The sequence below is a fragment of the Stenotrophomonas sp. Y-13 genome, assembly GCF_046267925.1.
Lineage (GTDB): Bacteria > Pseudomonadota > Gammaproteobacteria > Xanthomonadales > Xanthomonadaceae > Stenotrophomonas > Stenotrophomonas acidaminiphila_A.
The window spans coordinates 978949-1004862 of record NZ_CP176501.1; the positions used below are offsets into that span (position 1 = coordinate 978949).

The following is a 25914-nucleotide window of genomic DNA, read 5'->3' on the forward strand; positions in this document are numbered from 1 at the left end:
CGCCAGGCACCCGCAGCGGGGCCTGGCGCGCCGCTGCAGCGGCGCCGGCCGGTGCCGCGCGCGATCAGCCGCCGGCGCCGCCCAGCCACGGTGGCGCCGCCGCGCGGATGTCGGCCATCACCGGGCAATCATCGCGGTGCGCGCCGGGCAAGTAGCCCAGGCTCATCAGGAACTCGCCGGTGATCTCGCCGCCGGTGAAGCGGAACGTCTTCTTGAACAGCTTCACCCAGTCGGCTTTGGGCCGCGGGTGGTGCGCGTCCAGCCACTGCGCGAAGCCGCCGTGCGAATCGCGCAGGCCGCGGATCACCCCGGCGTTGTGGATGGCGGCCAGGACCTTGAGCCGGTTGCGGATGATGCCGGCGTCACCCAGCAGGCGGGCGATGTCGGCTTCGCCGTAGGCGGCCACGGCATCCACGTCGAAGCCGTGGTAGGCGCGGCGGAAGCCCTCGCGCTTGCGCAGGATGGTTTCCCAGCTCAGCCCGGCCTGGTTGATCTCCAGCAGCAGGCGCTCGAACAGTTCCTGCTCCGCACGCTGCGGGAATCCGTATTCGCGGGCGTGGTAATGGGCGTGGACCGGATGACCGGGCGCGATATCGCAATAGGCGCTCATGGGCGGTGATGGACCCAGGGCGGGCCAGTATAGGCGCGCTGCTGGTGCGGCCGCGGCCGCGCATGGAGGCGCGCGCCGCGCCGCGGCTTCGACGCGGTGGGCCGGTACCGGGCATGGGCGGCGCGTGCGCGCCGGGCGCGGCTGCGTGGCTGACGGTAGAATGCGGCCATGTCCACGCATTTCGACAATCTGGCCAATCACCTGCTGGTCGCCTTGCCCTCGCTGACCGATTCGGGATTCGCGCGCAGCGTCGCGCTGATCTGCCAGCACGACGACAACGGCGCCATGGGCGTGGTGGTCAACCAGCCTTCGGAATACACCCTGGGCGAAGTGCTCTCGCAGATGGAGATCGACACCGGCGACGAGCGCCTGCGCGCGCTGCCGGTGCTCAATGGCGGCCCGGTGCATACCGGGCGCGGCTTCGTCATCCACGACGATGCACGCGACTGGGATTCCAGCCTGGCCGTGGGCCAGGGCCTGTACCTGACCACCTCGCGCGACATCCTCGAAGCCATGGCCCGGGGCGACGGCCCGCGCAACGCGCTGGTCACCCTGGGCTGCGCCGGCTGGGGCGCCGGGCAGCTGGAGCAGGAACTGGCCGAGGACAGCTGGCTGACCGTGCCGGCCGACCCGGTGGTGCTGTTCGAGGCGCCGCTGGACGAGCGCTGGCAGCTGGCCGCCTCGCGCATCGGCGTGGACCTGTTCCGCCTGGCCGGGTACAGCGGCCATGCCTGATCCGGCGCCGCTTTCGCCCGACAGCACGGTGCTGGGGTTCGACGTCGGCTCGCGCCGCATCGGCGTGGCCATCGGCAGTGCCTTCAGCGTCGGCGCGCGTGCGCTGGCGGTGGTCGAGGTGCGCGGCGACGGCCCCGACTGGGCCGCGCTCGACCGGCTGCAGCGCGAGTGGCGCCCGCACGGCCTGATCGTCGGCGACCCGCTGACCCTGGACGGCGACGACCAGCCCAACCGCAAGCGCGCGCAGGCCTTCGCCCGGCAACTGCGGCAGCGCTACCAGGTCCCCGTGCTGCTGGTGGACGAACGTTCCAGCTCGGTGGAAGCGGCGCGGCGTTTCGCCGCCGACCGCGCCGAGGGCCGCAAGCGCCGTCGCGACGCCGCCAACCTGGACGCGGTTGCCGCCGCGGTCATCATCGAACGCTGGCTGTCCGCCCCCGGCGACGCCACCCCCGTTTCCTGACCCCCAAGACCTGCCATGACCGCCTCCCAACTCGATGCCGACGGACGCCTGCGCCACCTGCTGACCCTGGAGGGCCTGCCGCGCGAACACCTGCTGCAGCTGCTGGACCGCGCCGGGCAGATCCGCGACGCGGCGGTGGGCCGTGTCGGCAACAAGCGCGGGGTGCTGGCCGGCACCGCGGTGTGCACGCTGTTCTTCGAACCGTCCACCCGCACCCGCAGTTCGTTCCAGCTGGCCGCGCAGCGGCTGGGCGCGGACGTGCTGAATTTCGACGCGTCCACCTCGTCCACGCGCAAGGGCGAGACCGCCTGCGACACGCTGCGCAACCTGGAAGCGATGGGCGTGCGCGGCTTCGTGGTACGCCACCCCGACGACGGCGCGGTGGCCGAGCTGGCTGCCGCCGCGGGCGAGGGCACCGCGCTGATCAACGCCGGTGACGGCCGCAGCGCGCACCCGACCCAGGGCCTGCTGGACATGCTGACCCTGCGCCAGGCCAAGGGCCCGGACTTCTCGAAACTGAAGGTGCTGATCGTCGGCGACGTGAAGCACTCGCGCGTGGCGCGCACCGACCTGCATGCGCTGCGCACGCTGGGCGTCGGTGAAATCCGCGTCTGCGGCCCGCAGTCGCTGTTGCCGGACGCAGACACGCTGCGCGGCTGCGTGGTCGGGCAGGATTTCGACGCCATGCTCGAAGGCGCCGACGCGCTGATGATGCTGCGCCTGCAGCGCGAGCGCATGGAAGAAGGCCTGGTGCCGTCGCTGGAGCAGTACCACGCCGAGTACGGCCTCACCGCCGCGCGCCTGCGGCGCGCCGCCAGCGACGCGGCGGTGCTGCATCCGGGCCCGATCAACCGCGGCGTGGAAGTCACCGACGAAGTGGCCGACGGCCCGCAGTCGTGGGTATTGCGCCAGGTCGCCAACGGCGTGGCCGTGCGCATGGCGGTGCTGGAAACGCTGCTGGGCTGAGCCCGGCCGTGACGCCGGCGCCGCGCCGGCGCACTGGCGGCGTCAGCGTTCCTGCGCGAACAGCCAGCGCCACATCGCCGGGTCGGCGTAGGTGGCGTCCCAGGCGTTGTGGTTGCCTTGCGGGTATTCGGTGTAACGCGCGTCGCGGGCAGCGACCGCCTGGAAGGCGGCATGCAGCCGGCGGTCGTCGTCCGGGCGCACCACGTCGTCGCGCGCGCCGTGGAAGATCCAGACCGGCGTGTCCTTCAGGCGCAGGGCCATGGCCTGGTAGGGGTCGGATTCCGCGGCGACGGCCTCCACCCGCAGGCCCGGCCGTTCGGCGCGCGGAGGGCGCACCGCGCCGCACACCGGCACCAGCGCGGCGAAGCGCCCCGGGTCGGCCAGGGCGATGTTCCAGCTGCCGTAGCCGCCCATCGACATGCCGGTCAGGTACTGGCGCCGCGGATCGGCGTCGAACTCGCGCATCGCCGCATCCAGCGCGGCGACCGCCAGGCGCGCGTTGCGCCCGCTCCATTCCCCGCCCCTGGCCACCTGCGGCAGCACCACCAGCGCCGGGAAGTCCGCCGCATGGGCACGCAGGTAGGGCCCCAGCCCGGCTTCGGTCTGGCGCCTGCCGTCGTCGCCGCGCTCGCCCGAGCCGTGCAGGAACAGCACCACCGGCAGCGCGCCGGGCGCGCGCGCGGACGTCGCGGGCACGAACACCTGGTAGGGTATGCGCACGCCATCGAACTCGATGCTGCGGGCGACGAACCGCCCTTCGTCGCTCGCGGGGAGCGCGGCACAGCCGCCGAGCACGGCCATCAGCACGAGCAGGGGCAGGTGATGCAGACGGGGCAAGGCCATGGGACGCTCCGCGCCGGGGGTGTGGCCATCGTAGCGGCGCTGGCGGCCTGCTGCCCGGTGCGGCGCATCATCGGCGGCGTGGCACGCTGGCGAGGATGGCCAGCTGTTCGCCGGCCTCGGCATTACCGGCCGCGGCGGCGGCCTGGACCTGCGCCAGGTCCGGGTGCAGCACCACCAGCAGCGGGAACTCGCATTGCGGACAGGCGTACTCGCTCTGCTCGTCGTGCAGTTCCAGCTCCATCTGCCAGGAACCGCCCTGCCATCCGCAGGCGGGGCAGGCGTGGTCGTGTTCGCGCCAGCCGGGCTGGTAGTAATCGGTAATGGTGGTGGTCATGGCGAAGTGTCCGGCGTGTCGCCCGCATGATAGCCGGCGGGCGCCGCCGTCCGTCGCCAAGGCCGTGGCCAGAGGCGTGGCTTCGGCTAGAATCGCGGCGCCCGTCCGGGCATCAATTCACACAGGAAGTGAACGCATGAAGAAGGAAATCAGGGCCGCCTGCGCCGGGGCCGCCGTGCTGGTGGCGATGGCCGGAATGCAGGACGCGCAGGCGCAGCGCGCGCCGTGGTGGGAGCGGCAGAAGGCGGCGCAGGCGGCCGCGCAGGCCGGCGGCGGCGAAACCGCCACGCAGGCTGACGCCGCGCGACCCGCCATACCCCAGCCTGCGTCGCAGGCGCCCCTCGTTAGGCGTGAGAAGATCGAAGGGCCGGGCTATACCTGGATCGAGGCCGGCGTGGCCCGGCTCGACGTGGACCTGTACGACGCCGGCGAGCACGGCAATGGCGGCTACGCGCGCGGCTCGGTGGCGGTAACTGACGGTCTCTACGTCTTCGGTGGCTACGACCGGGTTTCCAGGGACTGGAACATGGGCGTCCAGCAGCTGGAGGTCGCCATCGACCAGGCCGAGATCGGCCTTGGCACGAGCCTCTCCCTGTCCCCGCGCGCCGATTTCGTCAGCGAACTGTCGCTGCTGCGGCTGGGCGCAAGGCTGGACTACCGCGACGGGGACTACCCGCAGGACGGTTTCAGCGGCCGCGATCACCTGTATGCCGGCAAGCTGATGCTGGGCATCCGCGCCCGGCCGGTACGCAACCTGGAGCTGTGGGCCAAGGCCGGTTACCTGCGGGTGGACGACAACCTGCTGGTCGACCATTCGATGGTCGGCAATGTCGGCCTGCAGTACCGCTTCACCCCGGAATGGGGACTGGTGGGTGAAGCCGAGTTCTACGAGGACGTGCGCTTCTACCGCCTGGGCGTGCGCGCCAGCTTCTGAGCGCACGGCAGCATCCGTCGCCGGACCGGCGACGGTTCGGGCGCGCCGTGCTCAGCGCAGCAGTACCAGGGTCGCCAGTCCGAGGAAGGTGAAGAAACCCATCGAGTCGGTGATGGCGGTCAGGAAGATGCCGCTGGCCAGCGCCGGGTCGAACCCCAGCCGCTTGAGCGTCATCGGGATCAGCACGCCGGCCGACGCCGCCAGCAGCAGGTTGCAGGTCAGGGCGATGAAGATCACCAGCGACAACCCGGGGTTGTGGAACCAGACCAGCACGATCAGCCCCAGCACCGCGCCCATCAGCAGGCCGTTGAGCAGGGCCACGCGCAGTTCCTTCCACAGCAGCGCCTTCACGTTGGAGGCGCCCACCTGGCCCAGCGCCAGGCCGCGCACCATCAGCGCCAGCACCTGGGTGCCGGCGTTGCCGCCGAGGCCGGCGACCATCGGCATCAGCACCGCCAGCGCCACCAGCTTGTCGATGGTGCCTTCGAACTGGCCGACCACGTTGGCGGCGACGAACGCGGTGCACAGGTTGACGAACAGCCACACCAGGCGCCGCCGCATGGCGCGCCAGACCGGGCTGAACAGGTCCTCGTCCTCGTCCAGGCCGGCGGCGCCCAGCGCCTGGTGCTCGGCCTGGGCGCGGATGATGTCCACCACGTCGTCGATGGTGATGCGCCCGATCAGGATGTTGTTGTCGTCCACCACCGGCGCCGACACCCAGTCGTGGTCGGAGAATTGCCGCGCGACCTCGTCGGCGCTCTCGCCCACGTCGATCGCCGGCTGCTCGTCGTCGACCAGGCGGTTGATCGGGGTGCTGTCCTCGTGGGTGACCAGCGAGGCCAGCGACACCCGGCCCAGGTACTGGTGGCGGCGGCTGACCACGTACAGGTAGTCGGTGTGGTCGGGCAGTTCGCCGCGCAGGCGCAGGTAGCGCAGCACCACGTCGATGTTGACGTCGGCGCGCACGGTGACCACGTCCGGGTTCATCAGGCGCCCGGCGGTGTCCTCCGGATAGGACAGCACCTGCTCCAGCCGCTCGCGGTTTTCGCGGTCCATCGACTTGAGCACTTCGTCGATGACCGTGTCGGGCAGGTCCTCGACCAGATCGGCCAGGTCGTCGATGTCCAGGTCTTCGACCGCGGCGATGATCTCGTCCGGGTCCATGTCGGCCAGCAGGCTTTCGCGCACTTCCTCGCCGACGTGGACCAGTACCTCGCCGTCGTCTTCCTGGTCGACCAGGCCCCACACCACCTCGCGCTTGCCCGGCGGCAGCGATTCGAGCAGGTTGCCGATCTCCGCCGGCGCCAGCGTGTTGACCAGCCGTCGCACCGGCCCCAGCCGGCCACTGTCCAGCGCGTCGGAAAGCATGCGCAGCTGGCGCGCGGTCTTGTCGTGGCGTACGGCTTCGGCCATCGGGACTCCGGGAACGGGAGGGCCGCGATGCAGGATGCGGCAGGGAAGGTGTTGGGCGCGTCATTATCACGCGCCGGTGTTTCGGTGCACACCCTCCGCGCCGGTGCGTGGTGCCCGGGCGCCGGCGCTCAGGGCGGGCAGCTGCCGGCGAGCCAGCGCTCGATGCCGCGGCGGTCGCGCGCCTGCAGCAGCTTGCCGGCGCGTGCGCGTAGCTGGCCATGGTCGCAGTCGCGGATCGCCCGGCGTACTTCCAGCAGCGTCGCCGGGTGCAGGCTGAATTCGGTCAGGCCCAGGGCCAGCAGCAGCGGCGTCATGCGCGGGTCGCCGGCGATCTCGCCGCAGACCGCCAGCGGCGTGCCGTGCGCGCGCGCGGTGCCGATCACCTGTGCCAGCAGCTGCAGCACCGCCGGATGCAGCGGCGAATACAGCTCGCCCACCGCTTCGTTGTTGCGGTCGGCCGCCAACAGGTACTGCACCAGGTCGTTGGTGCCGACGGACAGGAAATCGACCTGGTCGATGAAGGTCGGCAGGGCGATGGCCGCGGCCGGCACCTCGATCATCGCGCCGACCGGCACGTGCTCGGCCAGCACGTGGCCTTCCTCGCGCAGCGCCGCCGCCTGCCGGGTCATGCGCCGCTTGAGCGCGAGGATTTCCTCGCGGGTGCTGACCATCGGTACCAGCACGCGCACCGGCCCGTAGCCGGAGGCACGCAGCAGCGCGCGCAGCTGGGTGTCGGCGACCCTGGGATTCGCCAGCAGCAGGCGGATGCCGCGCAGGCCCAGCGCCGGGTTGTCCTCGCGGCCCAGCACCAGCCCGCTGCGATCGGCCTTGTCCGCGCCCAGGTCGAGGATGCGGATGGTCACCGGCCGCCCGCTCATGCCGAGCACGGCGTCGCGGTAATGGTGGAACTGTTCTTCCTCGTCGGGCAGGCCGTTGCGCTGCAGGAACAGGAATTCGGTGCGGTACAGGCCCAGCCCATGCGCGCCCAGGGCGTGCGCGTGGGCCACGTCCTCGCGCGATTCGGCGTTGGCCAGCAGGGTGATGTCCACCCCGTCCACGGTGCGGCTGGGCTTGGAGCGCAGGTGGCCGAGCTCGCGCTGTTCGCGCGCCAGTTCGCGCAGGCGCTGGCGGTACTGGCGCAGGTCGTCGGCGGCCGGCTCCAGCACCACCTCGCCGCTGCCGCCGTCCAGGATCAGCACGTCGCCGTCGTTGATCCGGTTCAGCACGCCGCTGGCGCCGACCACCAGCGGCAGGTGCAGGCTGCGGGCGAGGATGGCGCTGTGCGACAGCGGGCTGCCGGCACTGGTGACGATGCCGACCACGCCCTGCGACTGCAGTTGCGCCAGCTCCGAGGGGGCGACGTTCTCGCACACCAGGATTTCGCCGGCCAGGCCCTTCATGCCGGCCGGGCGCTTGTGCAGGAAGGCGTTGATGCGGCCGATGACGTGGTCCAGGTCATCTAGGCGGCTGCGCAGGTAGTCGTCCTCCATGCCCTCGAACACCTGCGCCAGGGTGTCGCGCTGCAGGCGCAGCGCATAGGCCGCGCTGTAGCGCTGGCTGCGGATGCGTTCGTCCAGCGCCAGCAGCAGCTCCGGATCATCCAGCAGCATGGCGTGCAGATCGAGGAACTCGCCGACCTCGGCCGGCAGCGCGCCCTGCAGGCGCTGGCGCAGTTCGCGCATCTCGGCGCGGGCCGACTCGATGGCCTGGTGCAGGCGCTGCAGTTCGGCGTCGACCGCGCTGGCGGGGATGCGCTTTTCGGTGACGTCCTGCGCATGCGGCAGGCGTACGCGGGCGCGGCCAAGCGCGCTGCCGCGCGATGCGCCATGGCCATGCAGGCGCAGCGCGGTCATGCCGCCACGCCTCCCGGCGTGGTGCGGGCAGGAACCGACGCCGCGTCCGCCGCCGCCATCAGCTGTCCTCGTCGAAACGGCGCTCGAACAGATCCACGACCGCCGCCATGGCGTCGGCCTCGTCCTCGCCCTGTACCCGCACCGTGACCGGCGTGCCCTGGCCGGCGGCCAGCAGCATCACGCCCATGATGCTCTTGGCGTTGACCTCGCGGCCCTTGGCCACCAGCGTGGCATTGGCGCGGAAGCCGGACAGCAGCTGCACCAGCTTGGCGGTCGCGCGGGCATGCAGGCCCAGGCGGTTGGATACGGTGAGTTCGCGTTCAAGCATCGTCGATGATGGCTCCATTTCGGGCGCCCGCCGCGGCGGTGGCGGGCAGTTGGTCCAGTCCCTGTTCCGGATAGTTCATCACCCGCAGCAGCATCGGCAGGCTCAGTGCCGATACCCGCCGCACCGGCGTGCCCAGCCGCGCCAGCCGCGCCGCCAGGTTGCTGGGGCTGGCCCCGTACAGGTCGGTCAGCACCAGCACGCCGTCCTCGCCTTCCACCCGGCGCATGGCCGCCGAGGCCAGTGGCAGCTGCGCGTCCAGGTCCGCGTCGAACGGAACCTCGAAGGCCTCGGCATTGAGTGGCAGCTGGCGCAGCAGACGGGTGGCCACTTCCAGCAGGGAAGAGCCGACGCCGGGATGGGTCACGAGAAGGATGCCGCAGGTCATTACTGAACGTTAACAGGTCGGATGCAGTCCGCGATAGCGCCTGGATCGCGCTTTGCGCGCACCATTCAGTCCTGTTCGCGGTGGAAGGTGGCCACGTCCGGCCAGCCCTGCGCGCGCGCATGCCGGGCCAGGCGCTCGGCCAGGTACACCGAGCGGTGCTTGCCGCCGGTACAACCGAAGGCCACGGTCACGTAACTGCGGGTGTCATTGCCCAGCCTGGGCAGCCAGGTGTCGAGCAGGTCCTCGAGCTGGGCCGCGTAGCGCACCACTTCCGGCTGCGCGTCCAGGTACTCGCGGACCTCGCGGTCGCGGCCGCTCAGCGAGCGCAGTTCCGGGTCCCAGTGCGGGTTGGGCAGTACCCGCGCGTCGAACACGAAATCGGCCTCGGCCGGCACTCCGCGCTTGTAGGCGAAGGACTCGAACAGCAGCGACAGGCCGCTGCCGTGGCCGAGCGCGTATTCGGTGATCAGCTTGCGCCGCAGCTGGTGCACGTTGAGCCGGCTGGTGTCGATCACCGCGTTGGCCTCGCGGCGCAGCGGCGCGGTCAGTTCGCGCTCGCGCACGATCGCCTCGGGCAGGGACAGGCCGAGCTGGCTCAGCGGATGCCGCCGCCGGGTGTCGGCGAAGCGCGCCAGCAGGGTGTCGTCGTCGGCCTCGAAGAACAGCAGGGTGGCATCGATGTCATGGTCGCGCGCCCGCTGCCGCCAGCTGGCAAGCTGGCTCAGGTCGCTGCGGCCGCGCACGTCGATGCCCAGCGCCAGGCGCCGCGGCCGGTCGTCGGTGCGTTCGCCGAGCACCCCACGCACGAACTCCGGCAGCAGGTTGACCGGGATGTTGTCCGAACAGTAGTAGTCCAGGTCCTCGAAGGTCTTCAGCGCCACCGACTTGCCCGAACCGGACAGGCCGCTGACGATGACCAGCACCGGGGCCGGCGTGGCGTTCATGGGATGCGTTGCTCCAGCAGGTTGCTGTGGCGGGCGATGAACATCGCCGCCGGGTCGATGCCCTTGGTGCGCAGGATGTGCAGGCGCGTGGCCGCCTCGGTCAGCACCGCCAGGTTGCGCCCGGGCATCACCGGCAGGGTGATCAGCGGCACGTCCAGGTCGAGCACGTGGCGCTTGCCGGAGTCGCCGGTCAGGCGTTCGTAGCCGTAGCTGCCGGGTTCGGTCATCGGTTTGGTCAGGTGCACGATCAGCCGAAGGTACTTGTTCTTCTTTACAGATGTGTCACCGAACATCTGGCGCACGTTGAGCACGCCCAGGCCGCGCACCTCCAGCAGGTCCTGCAGCAGCTCGGGGCAGGTGCCGTCGAGCACGTCCGGGGCGATCTGGGTGAACTCGGGGGCATCGTCGGCCACCAGCCGGTGGCCGCGGCTGAGCAGTTCCAGGGCCAGCTCGCTCTTGCCCGAGCCGGCCTCGCCGGTGATCAGCACGCCGATCGAGTAAATCTCCATGAATACGCCATGCAGGATGATCCGCGGCGCCAGCGTGCGTGCCAGGTGGTAGGACAGGTGATTGAGCAGTTCGTGGCCGCGCCGCGGCGACACCCACAGCGGGGTCTGCGATTCGTCGGCGGCCGCGCGCAGGTCCTCTGGGCAGCCGTGGCTCTTGGTGATGACCAGCGCCAGCGGCCGCGCCTGGATGATGCGCTCGATCACTTCCCAGCGCTGGCGCGAATCCAGCGAGTCCAGCCAGGCCAGCTCCTCGGTGCCGAGGATCTGCACCTTGTTCGGGTAGATGGTGTTGAGGTAGCCGGCCAGCGACGGGCGCCGCGCGACGGTGTCGCCGGCATCCAGCTCGCGGTTGCCGCCGGCCTGGCCCGCGGCCCAGCGCAGGTCCAGTTTCTCGCGCTGCTGGTCGAACAGTTCGCGGGCGGTGATGCGGGTGTTCATGAGGGACGGATCCGCTGCGGATGGTCGAGGATCTGCTTCAGCGCGCTGCCGTCGTTGGCCGCGCGCAGGGCGTCGCGGACGTGGGCGTCGGAGAAGATCTCCGCCAGCTCGGACAGCAGCATCAGGTGCTGGTGGGTGTAGTGCTCGGGCACCGCCATGGCGAACACCAGGTCGACCGGTTCGGCGCCGCCGAAATCGATGGGTTGCAGCAGCCGCAGGAAGGCGCCGCGCGGGTGTTGCAGGGTGGGGGAGCGGCCATGCGGGATGGCGATGCCGTGGCCGATGGCGGTACTGCCGACGTTCTCGCGGTCGCACAGGCTGCGGAAGATGCTCTCGGCGCCGGCTTCGCGGCAGGCGAGCAGGCCGGCGGCGGCGCGCAGGGCGCTGTCGCGGTCGGCGGCCGCGAGTACCCGGGTACTCACGGCCGCCATCAGGTCATTCAGGGGCATGACTGCAACGGACGGTGACGGATGTCAGCCATTGTCGCGCAGTGCATGGGAGGCGTGGGGCAGATGCTTTTCCTTGTGCTTGATCACCAGCCGGTCGAGCTTGTCGGCCAGCACGTCGATCGCCGCGTACATGGTCTGTCCGCCGGCCTCGGCGTGCAGGGTCTGGCCGGGGAGATTGGCGCTGGCATCGACATGGTGCTCGTTCTTCTGCAGCGACAGGGTCACCCTGACTTCACAGTGCTGGTCGAAGTGCTTGCCCAGCCGTTGCAGCTTGGTCTCCACGTACTCCTTCAGGGCGGGGGTGACTTCCACGTCTTTGCCAAACGTTTCGATACGCATCGGATGCCTCCTGTGGTTCTTCGGTTGCCAATGAACCCTGCCGCCGGCCGCGAACGTTTCAGACAAGGCGTACGCGTTCGTGGGAGGCGGAGATGTTCATGGCTTCACGATACTTCGCCACGGTGCGGCGCGCCACCGGTATTCCGCTGCCCTTGAGCATGTCGGCCAGCTTGGCGTCAGAAAGCGGCTTGCGCGGGTTTTCGGCCTCGATCAGGCGCCGGATCATCGACTGGATCGCGGTGCTGGAGGCCTCGCCGCCGCCGTCGGTGTCGATGCCCGAGGCGAAGAACGCGCGCAGCGGCAGGGTGCCGCGCGGCGTGCGCACGTGCTTGCCGGCGATGGCGCGGGAGATGGTGGATTCGTGCAGCTCCAGCTCCGCGGCGATCTCGCGCAGGGTCAGTGGCCGCAGCGCCTGCGCGCCGAACTCCAGGAACCCGGCCTGGTGCCGCAGCAGGCTGTTGACCACGCGCAGCAGGGTCTCGCCGCGCGCCTCCAGGCCCTTGAGCAGCCAGCGCGCTTCCTGCAGCTGGCCGCGCAGGTAGCTGGCGTCGGCGTCGCCGCAGCGGCGGATCAGCTGCTCGTAGCCACGGTGGATCACCACCCGCGGGCCGGCATGGCCGGTGAGGGCGGCCTTCCACACGCCGCGCTGGCGCCAGACCACGCAGTCGGGCACCACATAGGCGTCCGCGGACACTTCGCCCAGCTGCCGGCCCGGGCGCGGGTCCAGCGTGCGCAGCAGCTGCACGGCCTGCTCGACGGCCTCGGCCGGTTGCCGCAGTTCGGCGGCGATACCGGGAATGCCGGCCCGCGGCAGGCGTTCCAGCGGCCCCGCGGCGATCTGCCGGGCCAGGCCCAGGCCCGGGGTGGCGGCGGGCAGGGCGTCGAGCTGCAGCCCCAGGCATTCGCCCAGGGTACGGGCGCCGACGCCGGGCGGGTCGAAGCGCTGGATCCGGTGCAGCATGGTGAGGATCTCGTCCTCGCCGGCGGCGATGTCCGGGCGCAGCGTCTGGGCGATGGACAGAAGCGGTTCGCGCAGGTAACCGTCCTCGTCCAGCGCATCGACCAGGGCGACGCCGATGGCGCGGTCGCGTGCGCTCAGGTGGGACAGGTGCAGCTGCCACAGCAGGTGGTCGGCGAGGGTGTCGGCCCCGGCGACGCGGTCGCGGGCATCGCTGTCGTCGTCATCGAACGAGCCGCCCTGGCCGCCGCTCCACTGCTCGCCCTCGCCGGGCCAGTCCATGCCCGCGTCGGCGTGGCCGTCGCCGGCATCGGCCGCGGCGCTGGCGTCCCCCGGTTCGGAGCCCGGGTCGGGGCCCGGCTCGCCGGGCGCGGCTTCGTCGGCCCATTCCAGCAGCGGGTTGCTCTCCACCGCCCCGGCCAGTTCCAGCTCCAGCTCGGTGCTGGACATCTGCAGCAGGCGGATGGCCTGGCGCAGCTGCGGCGTCATGACCAGCTGCTGTCCCAGCGATGTCTGCAGCCGTGCTTTCATCCCGGTTCCAGGCAGAAGGGGAAACGGCCTGCCGCGGCTGGATCAGAGCGTGAAGCTGTCTCCAAGGTAGACACGGCGGACGTCGGGGTTGGACAGCAGCGCTTCCGGTGCGCCCTGCGCCAGCACGCTGCCCTCGTTGAGGATATACGCGCGGTCGCAGATTCCCAAGGTCTCGCGGACGTTGTGGTCGGTGATCAGCACGCCGATGCCGCGCTGCTTGAGGTGGGTGACGATGCGCTGGATCTCGCCGACCGAGATCGGGTCGACGCCGGCGAACGGTTCGTCGAGCAGGATCAGGCGCGGCTTGGCGGCCAGCGCGCGGGCGATCTCGCAGCGGCGGCGTTCGCCGCCGGACAGGCTGGCGCCGGCCTGGTCGGCGACGTGGCTGATCTGCAGTTCGTCCAGCAGCGCCGACAGTTCGCGTTCGCGGCCGTCGGCGTCCAGGTCCTCGCGCAGTTCCAGCACCAGGCGGATGTTGTCGGCCACGCTGAGCTTGCGGAACACCGACGGCTCCTGCGGCAGGTAGCCGACCCCCAGCCTGGCTCGCGCGTACATCGGCTCGCCGGTGATGTCGCGGCCGTCCAGCACGATGCGGCCGGCGTCGCTCTCGACCAGGCCAACGATCATGTAGAAGCAGGTGGTCTTGCCGGCGCCGTTGGGGCCGAGCAGGCCGACCACCTCGCCGGCATCCAGCGACAGGCCGAACTCGCGCACGACCTCGCGGTTTTTGTAGCGCTTGCGCAGGCCTTCGGCGACGAGCATTACTTCTTCTCTCCCGCCGCGGCCGGCGCCTTGTTCTTGGGCTGGATCACGGTGCGCACGCGGGTGCCGTCGCCGCCGCTCTGCATGTCGCCGCTGCGGGTGTTGTAGACCATGCGCTGGCCGGCGTTGGAACCCCGCTCGGAGTCGACCTTGTAGTTGCCGGTCAGCACGATCACCTCGCTGTTGACGTTGTAGTCCATGTTGTCGGCGCGGGCGTTCATCCAGGTGCCGTCGTCCATCTGCTGCTTGAGCGTGGCCTGCTTGCCGGTAAGCACGACGCGTTCGGTCTCGCCGTTCTTCTGGATCACGTCGGCGGTGTCGGCATGGATCTCCAGCGTGCCCTGGACGATGACCACGTTGCCGCTGAAACGGTACTTGCCGTTGCCGCCGGCCAGGTTGCCGCCGCTGTTGTCGGCGACGATGTCCATGGGCTGGTTGCGGTCCGATTCCCTGGCCGTGGCCACGCCGGGAACGAGCGTGGCGGCGAGCAGGACGGCCGGCGCGAGCTTAGCGAGCCTGGCGGGCAGCATTGGGTTCATAACGGGTCTTGACCTGGGAAAGAAGGGAATACTGCCGGGATTTCAGGTCGGCCTCGAAGCCGACGCCGCTCTGCCGCAGGCCCGGGCGGGCCATGGTGACGGGCTCGGCGGTACGGGCCAGGCTGCGTTCGGGGAACACGTCCAGCGCGGTGGTGCGGAAGGTCGTCGGCGGGGTGCCGCCCTGCTCGGGGCTGTCGCCGGCGACGTTGCCGCGCAGGCGCAGTTCGTCGCCCTTGGCGCTGACCCAGCCGGTGTCGGCGCGCAGCTGCCAGTGCCGGCCCTCGGCGTCGGGCAGCAGGAACAGCGGCCGCGCGATGACCGAGGTCTGGTCGGACGCATTGCGCTCCATGGACGGCGCGCGCAGCGTGGCTGCCTCCTTGCCGTCCTTGTCCAGGGTGACGATCTCGAAATCGCCCAGCACGTAATCGGCACGGACCTGCGAGGCGCCGGCCGGCGCCAGGGTCGCGCGGTGCCGCCAGGCCGACCAGCCGCTGGCCAGTGCCGCCAGCAGCAGGCCGGTGCCGATGAGCATGCGCCAGTTCATCGCGCGTACTCCGCCACGACCGCGTCCAGCCGGCCCTGCAGCGCCAGCAGCACGTCACACAGCTCGCGCGCGGCGCCGCGGCCGCCCTCGGCGCGGGTCTGCCAGTGCACGCGCCCGGCGATCAGCGGGTGCGCGTTGGCCGGCGCCACCGCCAGCCCGACCGCGCACAGCGGGGCCAGGTCCGGCAGGTCGTCGCCCATGAACGCCACTTGCGCCAGGCCGATGCCGAAGCGCTCGCACAGCGCGCGCACGCTGGCCAGCTTGTCGCCGACCGCGATCTGGGTGTCGATGCCCAGGTCGGCGCCGCGGCGCTGCGCCGACAGGCTGTTGCGCGCGGTGATCAGCACCGGGTGGATGCCGTGCTTCTGCAGCAGTTTCAGGCCCAGCCCGTCCTGCACGAAGAACGCCTTGCTCTCGTTGCCGGCGTGGTCGTAGTACAGGCGCCCGTCGGTCAGGGTCCCGTCCACGTCGAAGCACGCCAGCCGGATGGTGGCGGCGACGGCATGCAGCTCGGCGGGAAAGTGGGCGAGGGGAGACCAGGACATGGTGCGGGCGATCCGTTGCGGCGGGGGCGGGCCATCGGGCCCGGAAGCGTGATTGTGCGGGCTTTTAAACCACTTTTGCCCGCAACAGGTCATGAATGTTCAGGGCGCCGACGGCGCGGCCTTCGCCGTCGACGACGATCAGGCCGTTGATCTGGTACTGCTCCAGCATGCGCGCTGCCTCCACCGCCAGCTGGTCGGCGCCGATGGTGCGCGGCGCGCGGGTCATCACCTGGGCGATGCCGGCGGTGCGCACGTCCAGGTCGGTGTCCAGCGCGCGGCGCAGGTCGCCGTCGGTGAACAGCCCGACCAGGCGGCCATGCGCGTCGACCACGGCGGTCATGCCCAGGCGCTTGCGGCTCATCTCCACCAGCGCTTCGCTGAGACTGGCGTCCTCGCGCACGCTGGGCAGGTCGGCACCGCCGTGCATCACGTCGGTGATGTGCAGCAGCAGGCGCCGGCCGAGGCTGCCGGCCGGGTGCGAGCGGGCGAAGTCGTCGGCGGTGAAGCCGCGCGCGTCCAGCAGGGCCACGGCCAGGGCGTCGCCCATGGCCAGCGAGGTGGTGGTGCTGGAGGTCGGCGCCAGCGCCAGCGGGCAGGCCTCGTGGTCCACGTTCACGTCCAGGTGGATGTCGGCGGCGCTGGCCAGGCTGGACTGCGGGCGGCCGGTCATGGCGATCAGCGGGTTGCCCTGGCGCTTGAGCACCGGCAGCAGCATCAGCACCTCGTCCGATTCGCCGGAGTAGGACAGCGCCAGCACCACGTCGTCGGCGGTGATCATGCCCAGGTCGCCATGCCCGGCCTCGCCCGGGTGCACGTAGAACGCGGGGGTGCCGGTGGAGGCCAGGGTGGCGGCGATCTTGCGCGCGATGTGCCCGGATTTGCCCATGCCGGTGGCCACCACGCGGCCGCGCGAGCCGAGGATCAGCCGGCAGGCGGCCGCGAACGCGTCGCCGATGCGGCCGCCGACCCGTTCCAGTTCGGCGCGTTCGATCTCGAACACGCGGCGGCCGCTGGCGATCAGGTCGGCGTCGTGCAGCGAGTCCGGCGAAAGGGGGGAAGCAGCCATGCGGGCGCCACTCGGGGAGTAGAATGGGCGTTCATTTTATTAGGAAAGCGACTTGGACGCCGAGACCATCCAGAACCTGATCGAAGCCGGCCTGCCGGGCGCCCGCGCCCAGGTGAGTGGCGAGGACGGCGTGCACTTCGAGGCCACCGTGGTCTGCGAGGCCTTCGCCGGCAAGCTGCCGCTGGCCCGCCACCGCATGGTCTATGCGACGCTGGGCGAGCTGATGGGCGGCGCGATCCACGCGCTGGCCCTGAAAACCGTCACCCCCGGCGAAGCCGGCTGAGCCGGCCCCCTCCAACCTACTGGCCTCACACACATGGCGAAAATCGTGGTCACCGGCGGCAATGCGCTGAACGGTGAAGTCAATGTCTCCGGCGCCAAGAACGCCGTCCTGCCGATCCTCTGCGCGACCCTGCTGGCCGATGCGCCGGTGGAGATCACCAACGTGCCGCACCTGCACGACGTGATCACCACGGTGAAGCTGCTCGGCGAACTGGGCGCCAAGGTCACCATCGACCAGGGCACCCTGTCGCGCGGCAGCGCGATCGTGGTCGACCCGCGCAGCGTCAACCAGCACGTGGCGCCGTACGAGCTGGTCAAGACCATGCGCGCCTCGATCCTGGTGCTCGGCCCGCTGCTGGCCAAGTACGGCGCGGCGGAAGTGTCGTTGCCCGGCGGCTGCGCGATCGGCTCGCGCCCGGTGGACCAGCACATCAAGGGCCTGCAGGCGCTGGGCGCGGAAATCACCGTGGAGAACGGCTTCATCAAGGCGCGCGCGGAGCGCCTGAAGGGCGGTCGCTTCACCTTCGACATGGTCAGCGTCACCGGCACCGAGAACGTGCTGATGGCCGCGGTGCTGGCCGAAGGCACCACCGTGCTGGAAAACGCGGCGATGGAGCCGGAAGTCACCGACCTGGCGCACTGCCTCATCGCGCTGGGCGCGAAGATCGAAGGGCTGGGCACCGCGCGGCTGGTGATCGAGGGCGTCGAGCGCCTGGCCGGCGGCCGCCACGCGGTGCTGCCGGACCGCATCGAGACCGGCACCTTCCTGGTCGCCGCGGCAATGACCGGCGGCCGCGTGGTGATGCGCAACGCCCGCCCGGACACGCTCGACGCGGTGCTGGCCAAGCTGGCCGAGGCCGGCGCGACGATCGAGACCACGCAGGACACCATCACCCTGGACATGCACGGCCGACGGCCGAAGGCGGTCAACCTGACCACCGCGCCGTATCCGGCGTTCCCGACCGACATGCAGGCGCAGTTCATGGCGCTCAACTGCATCGCCGACGGCGTGGGCGTGGTCAACGAGACGATCTTCGAAAACCGTTTCATGCACGTCAACGAGCTGCTGCGCCTGGGCGCGGACATCCAGGTCGAGGGCCATACCGCCATCTGCCGCGGTGTCGAACGGCTCAGCGGGGCGCCGGTGATGGCCACCGACCTGCGCGCGTCGGCCAGCCTGATCCTGGCCGGGCTGGTGGCCGATGGCGATACCACCATCGACCGCATCTACCACCTGGACCGCGGCTACGAGAACATCGAGGAAAAGCTCGGTGCGCTCGGTGCCCGCATCCGGCGCGTGTCATGATCCTGCGCGGCCGATTCACTCCGCGCCGCCGCGCGCTGCTGGTACTGGTGCTGCTGGCGCTGGGCTGGCTGGGCTGGGCCTGGTACGCCGGCATCGCCATCACCCGTGGCGTGGAGAAGGAGCAGATGGACTGGAACGGCGACGGCCAGGTCAGCCGCGACGAGTTCTTCCAGGCGTTCTACGCGGTGAAGGTGGCCGATACCCAGGAGGGTAACCGCCACTGCCGCAGCTTCGCCTGGCGCCGCACCGGCGAGGAATTCCGCCGCGACTGCCGGACCGTGTTCAAGGCCGACGACGCGGCCGCCGCCAAGCCGTAACCGCCCGGTCGCGGCGCACTGCGCCGCGACGCGGCGTGCCCGCCCAGGCCTGGCGCCGCCCCGCGAACGCTGCGCGGGGCACCCGCCGCCGCCCGTGCCGGCCGCGCCCGGGCACCCGTGGCGCAGATGCCGGGGCTGTCCCGGCCGCTTTCCCGACCCTGCAACCGGGCACCGCGCCGGTGCCCGGCGTGCCCCTGACTGCCTGTGCGCCCGGGACTGTCGTGGCCGCCGGGGCGGGGCTTTGCCCTTCCCATGAACGCAAAACGCCCCTTGCGGGGCGTCGTACGTGCGACCGGGCTGTGGCCGGCGCGGATTACTTGCGGTTCATCCGCGCGTTGCGCTGGCCGGTGGCGGCGGATTTCTCGCCGGCGAACGGGTTGAGCTTGCGCGCGATCCACGGGTACTTCGGCCACTCGCCCTGCAGCCACGGGTGGCCGGGCTCGTTGAGCTCGAGCACGCGCCGGGCGTCGTCGGCCAGGGTCTTGTTGCCCAGGTGGACGTAGGACTCGCCGAGCAGCGCCACCGCGTCGTTCTGGAAGGCGCTCTGCGGGTAGGTTTCCAGCAGATAGGTGGCGCGACCGGCGGCCGAGACCCAGGCGCCGCGGCGGGCGTAGTACAGGGCGTTGTCCATCTCGTGCTGGGCGAACACGTCGCGCAGCTCGATCATGCGCTGGCGCGCGTCGGCGGCGTAGCGGCTGTTGGGGTAGCGCTCGGTGACGATGTTGAAGTCGGCGTAGGCCTGGCGCGGCGTGGAAAGGTCGCGACGGCTGGAGTCCAGCGACCACACCCGGCGCAGGAACACGGTGTCGCTGTTGCCGTTGGCCAGCCCGCGCAGGTAGTACAGGTAGGCGATGTTGCGGTGGGTCGGGTAGGTGCGGATGAAGCGGTCGATGCTGGACACCGCGTCGTCGTTCTTGCCGGCCTTGTACTGGGCGTAGGCGCTTTCGATCATCGCCTGCTCGGTGTACGGGCCATACGGGTACTGGGCGATCAGCCGCCGGAAGCTGGCCTCGGCGCCGGACCAGTTGCCGCCTTCCATCAGCTTGTGGCTCTTTTCGTAGAGCCTCTCGACCGGCATGCCCTCGTCGGCGTTCTTGCCCTTTGCGCCGCGGTGGCAGCCGGTGGCGGCGAAGACCAGGACCAGCAGCAGGGCGGTGATGCGGACGGGAGCGGACAGCAGCGGGGAGCGTCGGATCATGGGTCGGGGCGGGACGCGGCAGGAATACGAAGGGGCGATGATAGCCTAGTGGCCTGTCCTGCGACTGACTCCTGTCGCCGGGACCCCCCGAATTCCGCCGATACCCCTGCCATGTCCGACAACGCTTCCCTTCCTTCCCGCCAGGCGCGGGTGCCCGACGCCGCCGCCGGCCGCCGTTTCGACGCCGTGCTGGCCGAGCTGTTCCCCGAATTCTCCCGTTCCCGCCTGAGCGAATGGATCAAGTCCGGGGCAGTGCTGCTGGACGGCGTCCCGGCGCGCCCGCGCGATCCGGTGCGGGGCGGCGAGCTGGCCACCCTGAATGCGACGCTGGACACCGAGACCAACGCCCTGCCCGAGGACATCCCGCTGTCGGTGCTGTACGAGGACGAGCACGTCTTCGTGATCGACAAGCCGGCCGGGCTGGTGGTCCACCCGGGAGCCGGCAACCCCACCGGCACCCTGGTCAACGCGCTGCTGTTCCGCGACCCGGCGCTGGCGTCGGTGCCGCGCGCCGGCGTGGTCCACCGGCTGGACAAGGACACCAGCGGGGTGATGGTCGTGGCCCGCACCCTGCAGGCGCAGACCGCGCTGGTGGAGCAGTTGTCCGCGCGCGAAGTGCACCGCCAGTACCTGGCCGTGGTGAGCGGCGCGCTGGTGTCCGGCGGCACCGCCGACGCGCCGATCGACCGCCACCCGCGCGACCGCCTGCGCATGGCCGTGCGCGAGGATGGCCGCGACGCCGTCACCCATTACCGCCTGCGCGAACGCTTCCGCGCCCACACCGCGCTGGAATGCCGCCTGGAAACCGGCCGCACCCACCAGATCCGCGTGCACATGGCGCACCTGAAGCACCCGATCATCGGCGACCCGCTGTACGGCGGCGCGCTGAAGCTGCCCAAGGGCGCCACCGACGAACTGGTCGCGCAGCTGCGCGGCTTCAGGCGCCAGGCGCTGCACGCCGAGACGCTGGAATTCATGCACCCGATCACCGGCGAGGCGATCCGCAACAGCGCGCCGGTGCCGGCCGACATGCTGGCGCTGATGAAGGCGCTGCGCGAGGACAGCGTCCTGTTCGCCGAACGCGAGCGGCGCTGAATCATGGCCGCCGCGTTGCCGCTGCTGGCGGCGGACTGGCCCGCGCCCCCCGGGGTGCGGGCGTTCACCACGCTGCGTCATGGCGCGGGCGGCTCGCTGCCGCCATTCGACCGTTTCAACCTGGGCAACCGCAGCTCGGCCGAAGGCGACGACCCACAGCAGGTGCAGCGCAACCGCGATGAACTGCAGCGGCTGGCGGGCCTGCCTTCGGCGCCGCACTGGCTGCGCCAGGTGCACGGCACCGGCGTGCTGCGCTTCGACGCACCGCCGGTGGCGCAGGGCGTGGACGCCGAACCCGTCGCCGATGCCGCGGTGACCGCGGTGCCGGGGGTGGTGCTGGCGATCCTCACCGCCGACTGCCTGCCGGTGGTGTTCGCCGCCCGCGACGGCGGCGAGGTAGCCGCCGCGCACGCCGGGTGGCGCGGGCTCGCCGACGGCATGCTGGAGGCAACGCTCGCGGCCATGCGGGCGCCGGCGTCGGAGGTCATCGCCTGGCTCGGCCCCGCCGCCGGGCCGGCGCACTACGAGATCGGCGCCGACGTGCGCGACGCCTTCCTGGCACATGCGGCCGCTGCCGAAGCGGCCTTCACCGGCACCCGGCCCGGGCACTGGCGGGTGGATCTGTACGCGCTGGCACGGCAACGGCTGCAGGCCGCCGGCATGGACCCGGCGGCGATCCATGGCGGCGACCAGTGCACCATCGCCGATTCCGCGCGCTGGTTCTCGCACCGCCGCGATCGTCGCAGCGGACGCATGGCCACGCTGGTGTGGATGGCACGGTGACCGCGCCGCTGTTCGCGCGGGTGCTCGGCGCCGCCGCGTTCGCCCGGCTGCCGCCGACCCTGCAGGCATTGCATTCGGTGCAGGGCCGGCAGCGCTGGCGCGGCCAGGCCTGCGTGCGCCGCGGCGACCATTGGCTGGTCGCGCCCTGCGCGTGGCTGGCACGGCTGCCCGCGGCGGCGGACGCGGTGCCGGTGACGGTCGAGTTCGTGGCCGAGGGCGCCGGCGAGCGCTGGAACCGCCGTTTCGGCGACGCGCGCATGGCCTCGCGGCTGTGGTCGCGCCAGGGCCGCCTGTTCGAGCGCCTGGGCGCGGTACGCTTCCGTTTCGCGCTGGCGGCCGTGGATGGCGAAATCCACTGGCGGGTCGAGCGGGCCTGGGCGTTTGGCAGCGTACCGTTGCCGGCCGCCTGGTTCGCCCAGGTGCGTTGCCGCGAACGCGTCGATGGCGACCGCTACACGTTCCTGGTGGACGTGGCGATGCCGCTGCTCGGGCCGCTGATCCGCTACGAGGGCTGGCTGTTGCCGATCGGGAACCGGGAGGCAGAACCGGACGTTCCCGTCAGCGGCCGCATCGGCGGAGGCCGCGGCGATGGGTAAAGGGACGTCCGACTCCGCCTCCGGCCCTGCGCCGGTGATCGTGTTCGATGGCGTCTGCGCGCTGTGCAGTCGCTGGGTGCGCTTCCTGCTGCGTTTCGACCGCCACGGCCGCTATCGGTTCGCGGCGATGCAGGGCGCGCACGGGCGCCGGTTGATGCGCGCCCATGGCCTGGATCCGGATGACCCGCTGTCGTTCCTGCTGGTCGAGCAGGGCCGCGCGTATACCGATACCGACGCCATCGTGCGCGTGCTGGCCGGCCTGGGCGGCATCTGGCAGCTGGCCCGGCTGGCGCGCCTGCTGCCCCGTCCGCTGCGCGACCGCGGTTACCGCTGGCTGGCGCGCAACCGCTACCGCTGGTTCGGGCGCCACGACGCCTGCTACCTGCCTACCCCGGCGCAGGCGGCGCGTTTCCTGGATTGAGAAGCCTGTGCGGGCGTAGATGCGGGGCTTGCCCCGCACGGGGTTTTCCCGGTGAAGCTCTGTGCGGGGCGAGCCCCGCACCTACGGGGAATCGTGCGTTTGCAGGCAGGCCGGGATGGCGCGTTCGCGGGTTCGGCCGGGACAACGCCGCAGGCGCGTGGTTCATCCGGGACAACGCAGCGCGGACGTAGATGCGGGGCTTGCCCCGCATGGGGCTCTCTCAGTCGCCTTCCAGCGCCTGCAGGTAGTCGCGCCGCCAGCGGTTGATGTCGTGCTCGCGCAGGTGCTGCATCATTGCCTGCCAGCGCTCGATGCGTTCGCCGCGCGGCATGTTGGCTGCGGTGGCGATGGCGTCGGCGACGCCGTCCAGGTCGTGCGGATTGACCAGCAGCGCCTGCTTCAGTTCGTCGGCGGCGCCGGCCAGCAGCGACAGCACCAGCACGCCGGGATCGTCCGGGTCCTGTGACGCCACGTACTCCTTGGCCACCAGGTTCATGCCGTCGCGCAGCGGCGTCACCAGTCCCACCGCGGCCTCGCGGTAGAACCCGGTCAGGGTGCTGTGGGCGTAGTTCTGGTTGACGTAGCGCAACGGGGTCCAGTCGGCCTCGGCGTGGCCACCGTTGATGTGCCCGGCCAGCCGCTCCAGTTCGCTGCGCAGCGAACGGTACTCGGCCACGCTGCCGCGCGAGACCGGCGCGATCTGCAGGAAGGTCATGCTGCCCTTCTGCTGCGGGTAGCGGGTCAGGTAGCGCTCGAAGCCATGGAAGCGTTCGGGCAGCCCCTTGGAGTAGTCCAGCCGGTCCACGCCGATGGCCAGTTTGCGTTCCTGCAGGCTGTGCCGCAGCGCGCGCACCGCGCTGTTGCCGGTAGCCACCCGTGCCTGCCGGGCGATGTGCTCGGTATCGATGCCGATCGGGAACGCGGCGATGCGCACGCGGCGCCCGTCGGGCGACCGGATATGCCCGCTGTCGATGGCGCTGCCACCGCCGAACAGGCGCGCCCAGGAGCGGAAGCGGTCCACGTCGCGCCGGGTCTGGAAGCCGAGCAGGTCGCAGGCGTACAGCGCCGAGAACAGCGAACGATGCTCGGGCAGCGCCTGCACCAGGTCGGCCGACGGCACCGGCACGTGCAGGAAGAAGCCGATGCGGCAACCGATGCCGCGTTCGCGCAGCAGCGCCGCCAGCGGGATCAAGTGGTAGTCGTGGATCCACACCGTGTCGTCGTCGCGCAGCAGTGGCGCGAGCCGGTCGGCGAACAGCGTGTTGACCCGCCAGTAGCCTTCGCGCTTGCTGCGGTCGTAATCCACCAAATCCAGGCGGAAGTGCAGCAGTGGCCACAGCGCGCGGTTGGAGAAGCCGTTGTAGTAGCTGTCCAGGTCGGCCCTGGACAGGTCCAGGGTGGCATAGCGGATGGCGCCGTCGCTGTGTTCGTGCAGTTCCCCGCTGGGGCCGGACACGGCGCGCCCGCTCCAGCCGAACCACAGCCCGCCGCGTTCCTTCAATGCCGCCAGCAGCCCCACGGCGAGCCCGCCGGCGCGGCTTTCGCCGGGCAGCGCGACCCGGTTGGAGACCACCACCAGGCGGCTCACGAGGCCTCCTGCCAGCTGCGCGACAGCCGCATCGCGGCGGTGATCAGGCCCACGTGCGAATAGGTCTGCGGGAAGTTGCCCCACTGCTCGCCATCGCTGAACGCCAGGTCCTCGGACAGCAGCCCGAGGTGGTTGCGCCGTGCCAGCACGCTTTCGAACAGGACGCGGGCCTCGTCCATGCGGCCGATCGCGGCCAGCGCATCGATGTACCAGAACGTACAGATGGTGAAGCTGGTCTCGGGCGCGCCGAAGTCATCCGGGGCGATATAGCGGAACAGCGCGTCGCCGCGACGCAGGCCGTGGCCGATGGCCTCCACCGTGGCGACGTAGCGCGGGTCGCCCGCGTCGATGAAGCCGATGTCGGCCAGCAGCAGCAACGACGCGTCCAGGTGGCTGCCATCGAAGGTGTCGGTGAAGTGGCCCAGCCGTGGGTTCCAGCCGCGCTCCAGCACCCGCTGGTGGATGTGGTCGGCGCGCTCGCGCCACAGCGCGGCACGCTCGCCGAGCGCCAGGCGCGTGGCGATCTTGGCCAGGCGGTCGCAGGCCGCCCAGCACATCGCGGCGGTATAGGTATGCACCGCGGTGCGCCCGCGGAACTCCCACAGCCCGGCGTCGGGCACGTCGTGCAGGGCATAGGCGCGTTCGCCCAGCGGTTCGAGCCGGGCGAAGGTGTGCGCGTCGCCCGGGTCCTTCAGGCGCTGGTCGAAGAACAGCTGGGTCGAAGCCAGCACCACGGAGCCGTAGACATCGTGCTGCCGCTGCAGCCAGGCCAGGTTGCCGCGCCGCACCGGGCCCATGCCACGGTACCCCGCCAGCGACGGCACTTCATGCTCGTCGAGCCGTTCCTCCAGGCCGATGCCGTACAGCGGCTGCAGGCTGCCGTCGGTGGTGGCCAGGTTGAAGATGTAGCGCAGGAAATCCTCCATCGACCGGGTGGCGCCCAGCCGGTTGAGCGCGCGCACCACGAACGCGGCGTCGCGCAGCCAGCAGTAGCGGTAATCCCAGTTGCGGGCGCTGCCCGGGGCCTCGGGGATGGAGGTGGTCATCGCCGCGATGATCGCGCCGCTGTCCTCGTACTGGCACAGCTTCAGGGTGATGGCGCTGCGGATCACCGCGTCCTGCCATTCCAGCGGAATGGACAGGTAGCGGGTCCATTCGCGCCAGTAATCTTCGGTGCGCTGCTGCGCGTCCTGCGCGTAGCTGGCAAGCGCGCGGTCCAGCGGTTCGTCCACGCCCAGCACCAGCTCCATGGGGTGGGCGAGCACGAACGGCAGCGCGTCGCGGATGAAACGCACCGGTACGTCGGTGGTCAGGCGCAGGGTGAAGCCGGGCAGCAGCCAGCGCAGGTGGTTGCTGCCCCAGGTGCAGTCGGGCACGCGCGCGCCCCAGTTGGCCAGCGGCCGCGCCACTACCCGGATGCGCGGGTTGCCCGACAGCGGGCGGATGCGGCGTACCAGGCTCGGCGGCCGGTAGAAGCGGTCGTGGCGGCGCCAGCGCGGCGCGAAGTCGATCACCTCCACCTGGCCACCGTGGCTGTCGCGCAGCACCGTGCGCAGGATCGCGGTGTTGGTGATGTAGTGCTGCTCGCTGCCGGCATAATCCTCCAGCTCGATGGCGAAGTCGCCGCCGTCATGTTCGCGCGGCGACAACAGCGCGCAGAACGCCGGGTCGCCATCGAACGCGGGCAGGCAACTCCATACCACGCGCGCATGGCGGTCGATCAGGGCACCGAAACTGCCATTGCCGATGACGCCCATCTCGAGATTGGCTTGAAGCATCGCTTCCTCCTTGCTGGTGGGGCGGCCGTGCCGTCCCCGGGGTGCGACCGCGTCCGGATCGATGG

At 71.0% G+C, this 25914-nt stretch carries 31 protein-coding genes; 11 read left to right on the top strand and 20 right to left on the bottom strand.

Features of this window, described 5'->3' with window-relative positions:
* Positions 1-64: 64 nt before the first annotated feature.
* Positions 65-610: a DNA-3-methyladenine glycosylase I gene (locus ACJ7VY_RS04330; RefSeq protein WP_104938230.1), complete on the bottom strand. Its 546-nt coding sequence runs from the start codon at positions 608-610 to the stop codon at positions 65-67.
* A gap of 168 nt (positions 611-778) precedes the next feature.
* On the opposite strand from ACJ7VY_RS04330, the gene ACJ7VY_RS04335 reads away from it, so the two are divergent.
* The 3 genes from ACJ7VY_RS04335 to ACJ7VY_RS04345 are packed head-to-tail and all read left to right on the top strand — an operon-like array spanning position 779 to position 2771.
* A complete protein-coding gene (locus ACJ7VY_RS04335; protein WP_104938231.1) occupies positions 779-1345 on the top strand; it encodes a YqgE/AlgH family protein in 567 nt (188 codons plus the stop codon).
* A complete protein-coding gene (gene ruvX / locus ACJ7VY_RS04340; RefSeq protein ID WP_409476433.1) occupies positions 1338-1805 on the top strand; it encodes a Holliday junction resolvase RuvX in 468 nt (155 codons plus the stop codon). Before ACJ7VY_RS04335 ends, ruvX begins: the two co-directional genes overlap by 8 nt.
* 15 nt (positions 1806-1820) lie before the next feature.
* A complete protein-coding gene (locus ACJ7VY_RS04345) occupies positions 1821-2771 on the top strand; it encodes an aspartate carbamoyltransferase catalytic subunit (RefSeq protein WP_104938233.1) in 951 nt (316 codons plus the stop codon).
* 42 nt (positions 2772-2813) lie between these two features.
* Here the strand turns inward: ACJ7VY_RS04345 and ACJ7VY_RS04350 are convergent, their stop codons facing one another.
* Both ACJ7VY_RS04350 and ACJ7VY_RS04355 read right to left on the bottom strand, forming a co-directional pair.
* Positions 2814-3614, bottom strand: coding sequence for an alpha/beta hydrolase-fold protein (locus ACJ7VY_RS04350; protein ID WP_409476434.1), 801 nt, complete (start codon positions 3612-3614; stop codon positions 2814-2816).
* A 67-nt stretch (positions 3615-3681) separates the two neighbouring features.
* Positions 3682-3948: a hypothetical protein gene (locus ACJ7VY_RS04355; protein ID WP_409476435.1), complete on the bottom strand. Its 267-nt coding sequence runs from the start codon at positions 3946-3948 to the stop codon at positions 3682-3684.
* Between the two features lie 136 nt (positions 3949-4084).
* On the opposite strand from ACJ7VY_RS04355, the gene ACJ7VY_RS04360 reads away from it, so the two are divergent.
* Positions 4085-4882 carry a hypothetical protein gene (locus tag ACJ7VY_RS04360; protein WP_409476436.1) on the top strand — a complete coding sequence of 266 codons (798 nt, stop codon included), beginning with the start codon at positions 4085-4087 and terminating at the stop codon, positions 4880-4882.
* A gap of 51 nt (positions 4883-4933) precedes the next feature.
* Here the strand turns inward: ACJ7VY_RS04360 and mgtE are convergent, their stop codons facing one another.
* From mgtE to ACJ7VY_RS04430, 14 genes are all read right to left on the bottom strand, one after another.
* The gene (gene mgtE / locus ACJ7VY_RS04365) at positions 4934-6295 is read right to left on the bottom strand and encodes a magnesium transporter (protein ID WP_054663749.1); all 1362 of its coding nucleotides are present in this window, start codon (positions 6293-6295) and stop codon (positions 4934-4936) included.
* Positions 6296-6423: 128 nt separating this feature from the next.
* Complete coding sequence (gene ptsP, locus ACJ7VY_RS04370; RefSeq protein ID WP_313229185.1) at positions 6424-8148, bottom strand: phosphoenolpyruvate--protein phosphotransferase; 1725 nt, start codon at positions 8146-8148, stop codon at positions 6424-6426.
* Positions 8149-8206: 58 nt separating this feature from the next.
* A complete protein-coding gene (locus tag ACJ7VY_RS04375) occupies positions 8207-8476 on the bottom strand; it encodes an HPr family phosphocarrier protein (RefSeq protein WP_054663755.1) in 270 nt (89 codons plus the stop codon).
* Positions 8469-8861 (bottom strand): PTS sugar transporter subunit IIA, encoded by a 393-nt coding sequence (locus ACJ7VY_RS04380; protein ID WP_104938239.1) that lies wholly within the window; start codon positions 8859-8861, stop codon positions 8469-8471. The genes ACJ7VY_RS04375 and ACJ7VY_RS04380 overlap by 8 nt, the downstream gene beginning before the upstream one ends.
* Before the next feature lie 65 nt (positions 8862-8926).
* Positions 8927-9805 carry an RNase adapter RapZ gene (rapZ, locus tag ACJ7VY_RS04385; RefSeq protein WP_161614736.1) on the bottom strand — a complete coding sequence of 293 codons (879 nt, stop codon included), beginning with the start codon at positions 9803-9805 and terminating at the stop codon, positions 8927-8929.
* On the bottom strand, positions 9802-10752 hold the full coding sequence (hprK, locus tag ACJ7VY_RS04390; RefSeq protein WP_161614735.1) for an HPr(Ser) kinase/phosphatase: 951 nt from the start codon (positions 10750-10752) through the stop codon (positions 9802-9804). Before hprK ends, rapZ begins: the two co-directional genes overlap by 4 nt.
* The gene (locus tag ACJ7VY_RS04395; RefSeq protein WP_104938241.1) at positions 10749-11201 is read right to left on the bottom strand and encodes a PTS sugar transporter subunit IIA; all 453 of its coding nucleotides are present in this window, start codon (positions 11199-11201) and stop codon (positions 10749-10751) included. The genes hprK and ACJ7VY_RS04395 overlap by 4 nt, the downstream gene beginning before the upstream one ends.
* A 24-nt stretch (positions 11202-11225) precedes the next feature.
* Entirely contained in the window at positions 11226-11540 is a 315-nt protein-coding gene (hpf, locus tag ACJ7VY_RS04400; RefSeq protein WP_054663771.1) for a ribosome hibernation-promoting factor, HPF/YfiA family, read from the bottom strand.
* Between the two features lie 58 nt (positions 11541-11598).
* Positions 11599-13029, bottom strand: coding sequence for an RNA polymerase factor sigma-54 (locus ACJ7VY_RS04405; protein WP_409476437.1), 1431 nt, complete (start codon positions 13027-13029; stop codon positions 11599-11601).
* A 42-nt stretch (positions 13030-13071) separates the two neighbouring features.
* On the bottom strand, positions 13072-13791 hold the full coding sequence (gene lptB / locus ACJ7VY_RS04410) for an LPS export ABC transporter ATP-binding protein (protein ID WP_104938243.1): 720 nt from the start codon (positions 13789-13791) through the stop codon (positions 13072-13074).
* Positions 13791-14330: a lipopolysaccharide transport periplasmic protein LptA gene (gene lptA, locus ACJ7VY_RS04415; RefSeq protein WP_104938244.1), complete on the bottom strand. Its 540-nt coding sequence runs from the start codon at positions 14328-14330 to the stop codon at positions 13791-13793. Before lptA ends, lptB begins: the two co-directional genes overlap by 1 nt.
* A complete protein-coding gene (gene lptC / locus ACJ7VY_RS04420) occupies positions 14299-14874 on the bottom strand; it encodes an LPS export ABC transporter periplasmic protein LptC (RefSeq protein WP_240211679.1) in 576 nt (191 codons plus the stop codon). Before lptC ends, lptA begins: the two co-directional genes overlap by 32 nt.
* The gene (locus ACJ7VY_RS04425; protein WP_240211678.1) at positions 14871-15419 is read right to left on the bottom strand and encodes a KdsC family phosphatase; all 549 of its coding nucleotides are present in this window, start codon (positions 15417-15419) and stop codon (positions 14871-14873) included. The genes lptC and ACJ7VY_RS04425 overlap by 4 nt, the downstream gene beginning before the upstream one ends.
* A 64-nt stretch (positions 15420-15483) precedes the next feature.
* Positions 15484-16485, bottom strand: a complete 1002-nt coding sequence (locus tag ACJ7VY_RS04430; protein ID WP_161614732.1) for a KpsF/GutQ family sugar-phosphate isomerase — start codon at positions 16483-16485, stop codon at positions 15484-15486.
* Between the two features lie 52 nt (positions 16486-16537).
* On the opposite strand from ACJ7VY_RS04430, the gene ACJ7VY_RS04435 reads away from it, so the two are divergent.
* Genes ACJ7VY_RS04435 through ACJ7VY_RS04445 form a run of 3 tightly spaced genes read left to right on the top strand, consistent with a single transcriptional unit; the run spans position 16538 to position 18390 of the window.
* A complete protein-coding gene (locus ACJ7VY_RS04435; RefSeq protein WP_104938248.1) occupies positions 16538-16768 on the top strand; it encodes a BolA family protein in 231 nt (76 codons plus the stop codon).
* 33 nt (positions 16769-16801) lie between these two features.
* The gene (gene murA, locus ACJ7VY_RS04440; protein WP_104938249.1) at positions 16802-18073 is read left to right on the top strand and encodes a UDP-N-acetylglucosamine 1-carboxyvinyltransferase; all 1272 of its coding nucleotides are present in this window, start codon (positions 16802-16804) and stop codon (positions 18071-18073) included.
* Entirely contained in the window at positions 18070-18390 is a 321-nt protein-coding gene (locus ACJ7VY_RS04445) for an EF-hand domain-containing protein (protein WP_240211677.1), read from the top strand. The genes murA and ACJ7VY_RS04445 overlap by 4 nt, the downstream gene beginning before the upstream one ends.
* Positions 18391-18703: 313 nt before the next feature.
* On the opposite strand, the gene ACJ7VY_RS04450 is transcribed toward ACJ7VY_RS04445, so the two are convergent.
* Complete coding sequence (locus tag ACJ7VY_RS04450; RefSeq protein WP_161614730.1) at positions 18704-19588, bottom strand: outer membrane protein assembly factor BamD; 885 nt, start codon at positions 19586-19588, stop codon at positions 18704-18706.
* Between the two features lie 111 nt (positions 19589-19699).
* Between ACJ7VY_RS04450 and rluD the strand changes: the two genes are divergently transcribed.
* From rluD to ACJ7VY_RS04470, 4 genes are read left to right on the top strand one after another with little or no spacing between them, the layout of a single operon-like run.
* Positions 19700-20683: a 23S rRNA pseudouridine(1911/1915/1917) synthase RluD gene (gene rluD, locus ACJ7VY_RS04455; protein ID WP_240211676.1), complete on the top strand. Its 984-nt coding sequence runs from the start codon at positions 19700-19702 to the stop codon at positions 20681-20683.
* Positions 20684-20686: 3 nt separating this feature from the next.
* Complete coding sequence (pgeF, locus tag ACJ7VY_RS04460) at positions 20687-21466, top strand: peptidoglycan editing factor PgeF (RefSeq protein WP_313247537.1); 780 nt, start codon at positions 20687-20689, stop codon at positions 21464-21466.
* Positions 21463-22062 (top strand): DUF4166 domain-containing protein, encoded by a 600-nt coding sequence (locus tag ACJ7VY_RS04465; protein ID WP_409476438.1) that lies wholly within the window; start codon positions 21463-21465, stop codon positions 22060-22062. The genes pgeF and ACJ7VY_RS04465 overlap by 4 nt, the downstream gene beginning before the upstream one ends.
* Positions 22055-22483, top strand: a complete 429-nt coding sequence (locus tag ACJ7VY_RS04470; protein WP_312344488.1) for a thiol-disulfide oxidoreductase DCC family protein — start codon at positions 22055-22057, stop codon at positions 22481-22483. The genes ACJ7VY_RS04465 and ACJ7VY_RS04470 overlap by 8 nt, the downstream gene beginning before the upstream one ends.
* A 220-nt stretch (positions 22484-22703) precedes the next feature.
* On the opposite strand, the gene otsA is transcribed toward ACJ7VY_RS04470, so the two are convergent.
* Both otsA and ACJ7VY_RS04480 read right to left on the bottom strand, forming a co-directional pair.
* Complete coding sequence (gene otsA / locus ACJ7VY_RS04475; RefSeq protein WP_312344486.1) at positions 22704-24071, bottom strand: alpha,alpha-trehalose-phosphate synthase (UDP-forming); 1368 nt, start codon at positions 24069-24071, stop codon at positions 22704-22706.
* Entirely contained in the window at positions 24068-25849 is a 1782-nt protein-coding gene (locus ACJ7VY_RS04480; RefSeq protein ID WP_312344484.1) for a glycoside hydrolase family 15 protein, read from the bottom strand. The genes otsA and ACJ7VY_RS04480 overlap by 4 nt, the downstream gene beginning before the upstream one ends.
* Positions 25850-25914: the final 65 nt, after the last annotated feature.